The organism is Sphingopyxis sp. RIFCSPHIGHO2_12_FULL_65_19 (assembly GCF_001830555.1).
Classification (GTDB): domain Bacteria; phylum Pseudomonadota; class Alphaproteobacteria; order Sphingomonadales; family Sphingomonadaceae; genus Sphingopyxis.
Genome location: NZ_MIAM01000023.1, coordinates 49820 through 56126, shown reverse-complemented (window position 1 = coordinate 56126; position 6307 = coordinate 49820). Strand labels below are relative to the sequence as shown.

Annotated in this window: 6 protein-coding genes; all 6 read right to left on the bottom strand. The window is 64.6% G+C overall.

All coding sequences use genetic code 11. The features are described from left to right. Positions 1-1321 (bottom strand): 3-hydroxyacyl-CoA dehydrogenase NAD-binding domain-containing protein (locus A3E77_RS07010; protein WP_458574420.1); only part of this gene is annotated, 1321 nt, incomplete at its 3' end. Between the two features lie 24 nt (positions 1322-1345). Further along, entirely contained in the window at positions 1346-2548 is a 1203-nt protein-coding gene (locus tag A3E77_RS07005) for a serine hydrolase domain-containing protein (RefSeq protein WP_293644450.1), read from the bottom strand. 13 nt (positions 2549-2561) lie between these two features. After that, positions 2562-3365 carry an SDR family NAD(P)-dependent oxidoreductase gene (locus A3E77_RS07000; RefSeq protein ID WP_293644448.1) on the bottom strand — a complete coding sequence of 268 codons (804 nt, stop codon included), beginning with the start codon at positions 3363-3365 and terminating at the stop codon, positions 2562-2564. Next, complete coding sequence (locus A3E77_RS06995; protein ID WP_293644446.1) at positions 3365-4141, bottom strand: SDR family NAD(P)-dependent oxidoreductase; 777 nt, start codon at positions 4139-4141, stop codon at positions 3365-3367. The genes A3E77_RS07000 and A3E77_RS06995 overlap by 1 nt, the downstream gene beginning before the upstream one ends. Beyond that, positions 4138-5205 (bottom strand): phosphotransferase family protein, encoded by a 1068-nt coding sequence (locus tag A3E77_RS06990; RefSeq protein WP_458574419.1) that lies wholly within the window; start codon positions 5203-5205, stop codon positions 4138-4140. The genes A3E77_RS06995 and A3E77_RS06990 overlap by 4 nt, the downstream gene beginning before the upstream one ends. Further along, positions 5202-6293 (bottom strand): Zn-dependent alcohol dehydrogenase, encoded by a 1092-nt coding sequence (locus tag A3E77_RS06985; protein ID WP_293644444.1) that lies wholly within the window; start codon positions 6291-6293, stop codon positions 5202-5204. Before A3E77_RS06985 ends, A3E77_RS06990 begins: the two co-directional genes overlap by 4 nt. Positions 6294-6307: the final 14 nt, after the last annotated feature.

Here is a 6307-nt window from a genome sequence, read left to right as displayed (position 1 = left end):
GCTTCATCACATTGGCGGGCGAGAAAAAGTGCATGCCGAGCACGTCGCCGGGGCGGCTGGTCGCGGTCGCGATTTCGTCGATGTCGAGATAGGAGGTGTTCGATGCGAGGATCGCGCCGGGCTTCGCAATCTTGTCGAGCTTGCCGAATATGTCCTTCTTGACGTCCATATTCTCATAGACGGCTTCGATGATGAGGTCGCAGTCGGCCAGCGCGTCCAGTTCAAGCGACGGAGTGATCAGCCCCATCATCGCTTCGACCTGCTCGGGCTTGAAACGGCCCTTGGCGGCCGAGGCGTCGTAATTCTTGCGCACGACGCCGAGCCCGCGGTCGAGCGCGTCCTGCTGCATCTCGACGATCGTGCAGGGGATGCCCTTTTGCAGGAAGTTCATCATGATGCCGCCGCCCATCGTGCCGGCGCCAATGATGCCGACCTTCTTGATGTCGCGCAGCTGCGTATCCTTCGGCAGGCCGTCGATCTTCGCCGCCTGGCGTTCGGCGAAGAAGATGTGGCGCTGCGCCGCCGACTGGCTGCCGAACATCAGCTTCATGAACTGTTCGCGCTCGAATGCGAGGCCTTCGTCGAAGGGCAGACGAGTCGCTGCTTCGACGCAGGCAAGGTTAGCGTAGGGCGCCTCGAACCCGCGCCAGCGCTTGGCGTTGGCGGTCTTGAGCTGTTCGATCACCGCGACATCGCCGAACACGGGGCGTTCGCGCGTCGGGCGCGGGCCGTCGGCGATCTTGGCGCGGGCGAAAGCAATCGCATCGGCCGCCAGGCTGTCTTCGCCCGCGAGTTCGTCGACAAGGCCGAGCTCCTTCGCCTTGGCGGCGGGCAGGGGGTCGCCGGTCGATGTCATCGTCGCCGCGGCTTCGACGCCGACGACGCGGGGCAGGCGCTGCGTGCCGCCCGCGCCGGGCAGCAGGCCCAGCTTCACTTCGGGCACGCCGAGCTTCGCCGAGGGAACGGCGATCCGGTAATGACAGACGAGCGCGGTTTCCAGACCGCCGCCGAGCGCCGTGCCGTGGATCGCCGCGACCACCGGCTTCGACGCCGCTTCGATGCTGTTGAGCACCGCGTTGAAATCGGGACCGCGCGGCGGCTTGCCGAATTCGCTGATGTCGGCGCCCGCGATAAAGGTCGCCCCGGCGCAGCGCAGCACGATCGCCTTGACGCTGTCATCGGCCAGCGCCGCGGCGAAATGATCTTCGAGTCCCTGACGGACGTGCCAGCTCAGCGCGTTCACCGGCGGGTTGTTGACGATGATGACGGCGATTTCGCCATCCTTTTCCATCGTGACGGATACTGGGGTTTCATCGGTCATGGGAGAACTCCTTGGGTCTGGATGTCAGTCATCAATCGCGGCGTGGACAAGCGTCTTGACCTCGCGCCGCACGGGATAGGTGGAGGAGGGCATCAGCTGGGTCATGAAGACCATGCAAATCTCTTCGACCGGATCGACGAAGAAGCCGGTCGAGAACATGCCGCCCCAGTAAAAATCGCCCGCCGAGCCGGGAATGCCGGCGCGCGCCGGGTCGAGCGTGACGGCAAAGCCGAGCCCGAACCCCACGCCCGCATTCTCGTCCTCGGAAAAGATGCCGACACTGTGCTGCGTCAAATCGCCGCCGCCGGGAAGATGGTTCGAGGTCATCAGGTCCAATGTCTTGCGGCTGATGATCCGCACATCGCCCAGCTTGCCGCCGCCCAGCAGCATCAGGCAGAAGCGGTGATAATCGTGGAGCGTCGAGGCGAGCCCGCCGCCGCCCGAATGAAAGCTGCGATCCTTCGCCCAGCGGCTGCGCGCGCCTTCGTCAAAGCCCTGCATCTTGTCTTTGGGGTGAAAGGCATAAGCATCGGCCAGCCGGTGCTGCTGCTCGGCAGGCACCTTGAACCCGGTATCGACCATGCCGAGCGGGCCAAAGATGCGCTCCTGCAAAACCTCGGCAAAGGGCTTGCCCTCGATCCGCTCGATCACCGCGCCGAGCACGTCGGTCGCCATCGAATAATTCCAGTGCGCGCCGGGGTCGAACTGCAGCGGGATTTTCGCGAGGTCGGCGATGAAGCTGTCCATCGAATAATCGGCGTCGAAATCGTCGATCCGTGCTTTGCGGTAAGCGGCATCGACCGGCGTGCGCTCCTGGAAACCATAGGTCAGCCCCGCCGTATGGCGCAGCAGGTCGACCATGCGGATCGGCGATGCGGGCGGCCGCGTCAGGAACGGCACATTGCCGCCGCCCGCGACGAACACGCCGGTGTCCTTGAACTCGGGGCAGAACTTCACCAGCGGATCGCTCAGCGCAACCTTGCCCTCCTCGACCAGCATCATGAAGGCGATGCTGGTGATAGGCTTGGTCATGCTGGCGATGCGAAAGATCGCATCCTCTTTCAGTGCTTCGCCCGGCCGCGCCTCGCCGATGCATGAAAGATGCGCGATCTCGCCGCGCCGCGACACGAGCGTCGCGGCATGGGGTAACCGGCCGGTGCCGACATATTTGGCGGCGAGGAAGTCGGGAATGCGGTCCAGCCGCGTCGTGTCGAATCCATGTGTCATGCGTGGCTGCCTATCAGTGCGAGGTCTGGCCGAGCAACTGGCGCGTCACCGGATGCGAACTGGTGAGGCCGCCGTCGACCGCGATCGCCTGTCCGTTGACGTAACTCGCCTGATCGCTGGCGAGGAACAGCGCGACATTGGCAAGCTCCTCAGGCTGTGCGGCACGCTTCAAGGGATTGAGCTGGCCCAGCTTGTGCGTGACCTCCTTCGCCTTGGCATAATCGAAGGTCGGCTTGGTCATGCCCGTTTCGGTCAGGCCGGGGCAGACCGCGTTGACGCGCACGCCGCTGGTCGACAGCTGCTGCGCCGCGACCTTGGCAAGGTTGATCACCCCCGCCTTCGACGCCGAATAGGCACCCGGACCGGCGCCCGAATTGATCCCGGCGACACTCGCGGTCAGCACGATCGCGCCGCCACGGCCCTGGTCGACCATGGCCTTGCCCGCATGTTTCACCATCAGCGCGGGGCCGATCAGATTGACGCGCAGCGTCTCGGCCCAGGCCGCGGGATCGAAGTCGAAGATGCCGCCCATGTCGCCGATGATCCCGGCGTTGGCGAACGCGACGTCGAGCCCGCCGAAGCTATCCTTCGCGGTCGCGACGAGCTTCGCGACATCGGCCTCGACCCCCGCGTCGATCTCCAGCGCGACGGCCTCGCCGCCCGCATCCTTCACCATTTGCGCCGTTTCATGCACCGCTGCGCTCTTGTCGCCGATGACGAGCTTCGCCCCCTCGGCGGCGAAGCGCAGCGCGCTCGCGCGGCCGATGCCGCTGCCCGCGCCCGTGATAATCGCAACCTTGCCGTCCAATGCGCCCATCATGCGCCTCCCGAAATCGTGGCGCCGCCATCGCATACGATGGTCTGGCCGGTGGTGAATGCCCCCGCCTTGCTGGCAAGGAAAACTGCGGCGCCCGCAATCTCGTGCGGCTCGCCAATGCGCTTCAGCGTCGAGGCTGCGGTCGAGCGCCGCAGATTCTCTTCATTTTCCCACAAGGCGCGCGCCATGTCGGTGCGGATCAGGCCCGGCGCGATGCAGTTGACGCGCACACCCTTTGGCCCGAACTCGACCGAAAAATTGCGCGCGACCTGCATATCGGCGGCCTTGGAGATGCCGTAAGCGCCGATGATCGGCGATCCCTTGAGGCCGCCGATCGAGCTGATGATCGTGATCGACCCTTCGCCGCGTTCGAGCATTTCGGGCGCGACCATCGTGATCAGCCAGTGGTTCGACAAAATATTATTGTCCATGATCTTGCGGAACTGGTCGTCGGTGATGCCAAGGCCGGGTCCATAATAGGGATTCGACGCGGCGTTGCAGACGAGCGCGGTGATCTTGCCGAAGGCGGCGCGCGTCTCGTTGACGAGATTCTGGAGGTCGTCTTTCGACGAAATGTTCGCGGCGACCGAAATCGCCGTGCCTGCGCCGAACCGCGCGTTGAGCGCCGCCGCGGTTTCATCGCACGCATCCTGCTTGCGGCTCGAAATCACGACCTTCGCGCCTTGCTCGGCCATCGCTTCCGCCGTGGCCTTGCCGATGCCGCGCGACGATCCGGTGATTAGCGCCACCTGGCCGCTCATATCGAACAGACTCATGCGCCGGCCTTCCTTGCAAAGTCCCACGCCTTTTCGGCGAGCGGACGGACGCGTTCGGACATGTCCTTTGCGTGTTGAGAAGAGGCCGTGCCCTCGATCACGCGCTTCTTGATGCCCTGGATGATCCCGGCGAGGCGAAAGAAATTATAGGCGAAATACCAGTTCATGTCGGGCACCCCGTCGCGTCCGGTTGCGGCGCAATAACGCGCGACCATCTCGTCCAATTCGGGGATACCGAGCGCCTTGCGGTCGAGATCCTCGACCCCCGAACGGCCGCCATTTTCGGTGACCCACGCCATCGCGACATAGGTGAAATCGGCGAGCGGATCGCCCAAGGTCGACAATTCCCAGTCGAGCACCGCGAGCACTTGGGGTCGATCCTTGGCATAGATCATATTGTCGATGCGATAGTCGCCGTGGACAATGCTGGTGCGCGTCTGTTCGGGCAGGGTCGCGGGGAGCCACGCGATCAGCCGCTCCATCTCGTCCATCGTTTCGGTCTCGGCGAGGCGATATTGCTTGGTCCAGCGATCGACCTGGCGTCCGAAATAATTGCCGGGCTTGCCGAAGTCGGACAGCCCCGCGGCTTCGATATCGACATTATGCAGCGCCGCGAGCGTGTCGATCATCGCTTCATAGGTCGCGCGGCGATTTTCGGGCGTCGATCCCGGCATCGCGCCGTCCCAGATCGTGTGGCCGTCGACCATCCCCATCACATAAAACCAGCTGCCGACGACATCATCGTCGGTGCAAAGGCCATATTGGCGCGCGACCGGGAAACCCGTCTTATACAGGCCCGACTGGACCTTATACTCGCGATCGACGGCGTGTGCGGAGGGGAGCAGCGGTCCGAACGGCTTGCGCCGCAGCACATAATTGCCCGACGGCGCGCTGATCTTGTAGGTCGGGTTCGACTGGCCGCCGGCGAATTTGCCCTGCGTCAGCGGGCCTTCAAAGCCTTCGACATGGGCTTCCATCCACGCCGTCAGCTTCGCCTCGTCAAGCACATCGGCGCCCTCCGGCGCGACCGTGCCGCTGAAGGCCTTTTGCGCGTCTAACGTCACTGGTCGAAAACGATCACCGACCGTGCGGCGTCGCCCTTTCGCATCTTGTCGAAACCCTCGTTGACCTTCGCCAGCGGGATCGTCTCGGCCACGATCGAGTCGAGGTCGAGCAGGCCGCGCAGGTAGAAATCGACGAGGCGCGGGATGTCGACCGGGAAGCGGTTGCCGCCCATGATCGCACCCTGCAATTTCTTGCCCGAAAGCAGGTCCATCGCGCTGAGTCCGACCTTCTCGGACAGCGGCATCATGCCGAGGATCGTCGCGGTGCCGCCGCGGCGCAGCGACGCGACCGCAAGGCTCGCCGAGGCGGGGCGTCCGACCGCTTCGATCGCATGGTCGACACCGCCCTTGCTGATTTCGAGGATCTGTTTCGCGGCATCGTCCGACAGCGCATCGACGACATCGGTCGCGCCCAGCTTCTTTGCGAGTTCACGCTTCTCGGGAACCGGATCGGCGGCGATGATCCGCCCCGCGCCCGCGATCTTCGCGGCGTTGATCGTGGCGAGGCCGACGCCGCCGCAACCGACGACCGCGACCGTCTCGCCCGGCGTCACCTTGCACGCGTTGAAAATCGTTCCCGCGCCCGTCGTCACTGCGCAGCCGATGACGGCAGCGCGGTCGAGTGGCATCGCAGGGTCGATCGCGACGCACGCATGTTCGTGGACGAGCATCGTCTCGGCAAAGGCCGACAGGTTGAGCATCTGGTTTACCGGCGATCCGTCGGGGCGCGTGATGCGCGGGGCCGATCCGGCGGCGCGGCGCGTGTCGCCGCCCATGCACAAAGACATGCGCCCGCTGACGCAAAATTCGCAGTGCCCGCAGAACGCCGAAAGGCAGGTGACGACCGCATCGCCGACCTTCACCGTGCGCACTTCGCTGCCGACCGCCTCGACGATACCCGCCGCTTCGTGGCCGGGAATCGCGGGCAGCGGATGCGGATAGGCGCCATCGATGAAATGCAGGTCCGAATGGCAGAGCCCGCACGCGGCGGTACGGATGCGCACCTCGTGCGGGCCGCAATCGGCAACGACGATGTCTTCGATCGACAGCGGCTTGCCCGGTTCGATCAGGATGGCGGCTTTGGTCATTCAAATCTCCGTAT

Coding starts and splice junctions, on each gene's coding strand:
- A3E77_RS06985 (WP_293644444.1), bottom strand. CDS start 6,293: ATGACCAAAGCCGCCATCCTGATCGAACCGGGCAAGCCGCTGTCGATC.
- A3E77_RS06995 (WP_293644446.1), bottom strand. CDS start 4,141: ATGAGTCTGTTCGATATGAGCGGCCAGGTGGCGCTAATCACCGGATCG.
- A3E77_RS07005 (WP_293644450.1), bottom strand. CDS start 2,548: ATGACACATGGATTCGACACGACGCGGCTGGACCGCATTCCCGACTTC.
- A3E77_RS07000 (WP_293644448.1), bottom strand. CDS start 3,365: ATGGGCGCATTGGACGGCAAGGTTGCGATTATCACGGGCGCGGGCAGC.